This window comes from Jiangella anatolica (genome assembly GCF_003236295.1).
In the GTDB taxonomy this organism is placed as follows: Bacteria; Actinomycetota; Actinomycetes; order Jiangellales; family Jiangellaceae; genus Jiangella; species Jiangella anatolica.
This window is the reverse complement of record NZ_POTW01000181.1, coordinates 1-3,037: the sequence shown is the minus strand read 5'-3', so window position 1 is coordinate 3,037 and position 3,037 is coordinate 1. Positions and strand designations below refer to the sequence as shown.

Sequence of the window (3,037 nt, the reverse complement as noted above, 5' to 3'; positions counted from 1 at the left end):
CAGGACCCCCATCCCGACGCCGACCCCCACACCCACGCCGACCGCGACCGTCCCGCCCGACAACGGCACCGGCGGCGGCCAGCCGGTCGACCCGCCGCCCCCGGTGCGTCCCGGCGGCGACGACGGCGACGACGACGGCGATGACGGCGGCGACGACGGGGATGATGACGACTGAGCCGGGGTCGTGATGACGCGACCGGGGGAGCACGGGTCCGGGTCGCGGTCCGCACCCGGGTGCTCGCCGCGGTGCTGGGGGTCGCCGCGGTGGGCATGCTGGTGGCCGGCGTGACGTCGTACCTCGTGCAGCGCGAGCGGGTCGACGCGCGGATCGACGAGAACCTCGCCCAGGAGGTCGAGGAGTTCCGCGAGTTCGCCGACAACGGCATCGACCCGGAGGCCGGCGGGCCCTTCACCACCGTCGACCGGTTCCTCGAGGTCGTCCTGACGCGCAACGTGCCCGACCGCGACGAGGGCCTGCTCGCGCTGGTCGACGGCGCCATCGCCTGGGAGCCCGCCTCCGGCGTCAATGTCCGGCTGGAGGACGACGAGGAGTTCGTCGAGCTGGTCTCGGGCCTCGGCGGCACGACTCAGGTCCGGCCGCGCTCGGTGGAGACCGAGACGCTCGGCCAGCTGCGGTACGTGACGGTGCCGGTCTCCGTTCCCGGCGACCCGGCCCAGGGCCTCTACGTCATCGCCTACGCCCGCGAGATGGAGCAGGCCGAGGTCGTCGACGCGTACCAGACGTTCGCGATCGTCGGGCTCGCCTCGCTGGCCATGGTCGGCGCCGTCGGCTGGCTGGTGGCCGGGCGGCTGCTGCGGCCGATCCGGCTGCTGCGCGAGACCGCACAGCGGATCAGCGACACCGACCTGTCCGGCCGGATCCCCGTCACCGGCACCGACGACATCTCCGCGCTCGCGCACACGTTCAACGACATGCTGGACCGGCTGGAGATCGCGTTCGCCGGCCAGCGCGACGCCCTCGACGACGCCGGGCACGAGCTGCGCACGCCGATCACGATCATCCGCGGGCACCTGGAGCTGATGGACTCCGCCGACCCGGCCGACGTCGAGGAGGTCCGGGCGCTCGTCGTCGACGAGCTGGACCGGATGCGCCGCATGGTCGACGACCTCGTCATGCTGGCCAAGGCCAAGCGCCCCGACTTCGTCAACCGCCGCCCGGTCGAGCTGGACCGCCTCGTCGACGAGGTCCTGGACAAGGCCCGCGCCCTCGCCGACCGGCAGTGGCGGGTCGACGCGCGCGCGTCGGCGACGGTGCTGCTGGATCAGCAGCGGATCACGCAAGCGCTGCTGCAGCTGATCTCGAACGCGGTGAAGTTCACCGCGCCGGGCGACGTCATCGCCGTCGGCAGCCAGCTCACCGGCGCCGAGGTGCGGCTGTGGGTGCGCGACACCGGCGCCGGCATCGCCGCCGACGACCTCGACCGCATCTTCGACCGGTTCGCCCGCGCCGACGTCGGCCGCGGCGTCGAGGGCTCCGGCCTCGGGCTGGCCATCGTCAGCGCGATCGCCGAGGCGCACCACGGCACCGTCACGGTCGACAGCCGGCCCGGCGACGGCGCGATCTTCACCATGGCCCTGCCCCCGGAGGAGGCGTAGATGAGCCGGATCCTGATCGCCGAGGACGAACCGCGCATCGCGGCGTTCATCGAGAAGGGGCTGCGCGCCGCCGGCATGACACCCACCGTCGTCGCCGACGGCCGCGGCGCCTTCGACTACGCCATGACCGGCGGCTTCGACCTCGTCATCCTCGACATCGGGCTGCCGATCATCGACGGGTTCTCGGTGCTGCGGCAGCTGCGCGAGGCGCGCAACGAGCTGCCGGTGATCATCCTCACCGCCCGCGACTCGATCACCGACACCGTCGCCGGCCTCGAGGGCGGCGCCGACGACTACATGGCCAAGCCGTTCCGGTTCGAGGAACTGCTGGCCCGCATCCGGCTGCGGCTGCGCGAGGACCGGGCGCCCGAGGCGATGGTCCTGCACCACGGCGGGCTGTCGCTGGACCTGCGCACCCGGCGCGCGACCGTCGAGGGACGGACGGTGGAGCTGTCGGCGCGCGAGTTCTCGCTGGCGGAGACGTTCCTGCGCCATCCCGGCCAGGTGCTCAGCCGGGAACAGCTGCTGAGCCGCGTCTGGGGCTACGACTTCGACCCCGGCTCCAACGTCGTCGACGTGTACGTGCGCTACCTGCGGCGCAAGCTCGGCAATGAGCGGTTCATGACCGTCCGCGGCATCGGCTACCGCCTCATCAGCCCCGACGCCGACGACGCTCCGCCGGCCCCCTAGTCCCGCGGCTCAGGTACTCGAAGGCCGCCTCGCCCGGACGCCGCACGTGGGCTCCGCCTTGGCACGTTGCCGGTCACCTGGTGCGCCCGAATTGCCCTGACTTGTGGAACGCTGCGGCGTGCCAAGACCGGCGGGCGCTCCCGAGGGACGCCCGCCGGTCGCGGGGTGGGCCGGGGTCAGCCGGCGGACGAGGCGCTGGTCGCCCAGGACGACCGTCGGCGGGACGTCGCAGGCGAGTACCGGCTGGTCGTCAGCTGGATGGGTGCCGAACCACAGCTGGACGTAGTCGAGCACGAACTGCGCCGAGTACAGCCAGCAGCCGTGGGGGGCTCCGCCTTGGCACGTCGCCGGTCACCTGGTGTGCCCGAATTGCCTGGCTTGTGGAACGCGGCGGCGTGCCAAGACCGGCGGGCGCTCCCGAGTGACGCCCGCCGGTCGCGGGGTGGGCCGGGTCAGCCGGCGGACGAGGCGCTGGTCGCCCAGGACGACCGTCGGCGGGACGTCGCAGGCGAGTACTGGCTGGTTGTCAGCTGGATACGTGTCGATCGACAGCTGGACGTAGTCGAGCACGAACTGGGCCGAGTACAGCCGGCAGCCGTCGGGAGGTGCGCTTGGCACGTCGCCGGTCACCTGGTGCGCCCGGTTTGCCCCGACTTGTGGAACGCGGCGGCGTGCCAAGACCGGCGGGTGCCCACGAGGGACGCCCGCCGGTCGCGGGGTGGGCCGGGGT

The 3,037-nt window shown here is 73.1% G+C and carries 3 protein-coding genes; 2 read left to right on the top strand and 1 reads right to left on the bottom strand.

Annotation, left to right across the window (positions count from 1 at the left end; translation table 11 throughout):
• Nucleotides 1-234 precede the first annotated feature (234 nt).
• Together C1I92_RS32810 and C1I92_RS32805 are read left to right on the top strand one after the other, a co-directional pair.
• Entirely contained in the window at nucleotides 235-1,617 is a 1,383-nt protein-coding gene (locus C1I92_RS32810; RefSeq protein WP_199521834.1) for a sensor histidine kinase, read from the top strand.
• Complete coding sequence (locus tag C1I92_RS32805) at nucleotides 1,618-2,307, top strand: response regulator transcription factor (protein ID WP_111258816.1); 690 nt, start codon at nucleotides 1,618-1,620, stop codon at nucleotides 2,305-2,307.
• Nucleotides 2,308-2,658: 351 nt separating this feature from the next.
• Here the strand turns inward: C1I92_RS32805 and C1I92_RS33560 are convergent, their stop codons facing one another.
• Nucleotides 2,659-2,925, bottom strand: coding sequence for a hypothetical protein (locus C1I92_RS33560; protein WP_146605384.1), 267 nt, complete (start codon nucleotides 2,923-2,925; stop codon nucleotides 2,659-2,661).
• Nucleotides 2,926-3,037 lie beyond the last annotated feature (112 nt).

What these genes read in the sequence shown, in the direction of transcription:
- C1I92_RS32805 (WP_111258816.1), top strand. Translation starts at nt 1,618, where the DNA reads ATGAGCCGGATCCTGATCGCCGAGGACGAACCGCGCATCGCGGCGTTC.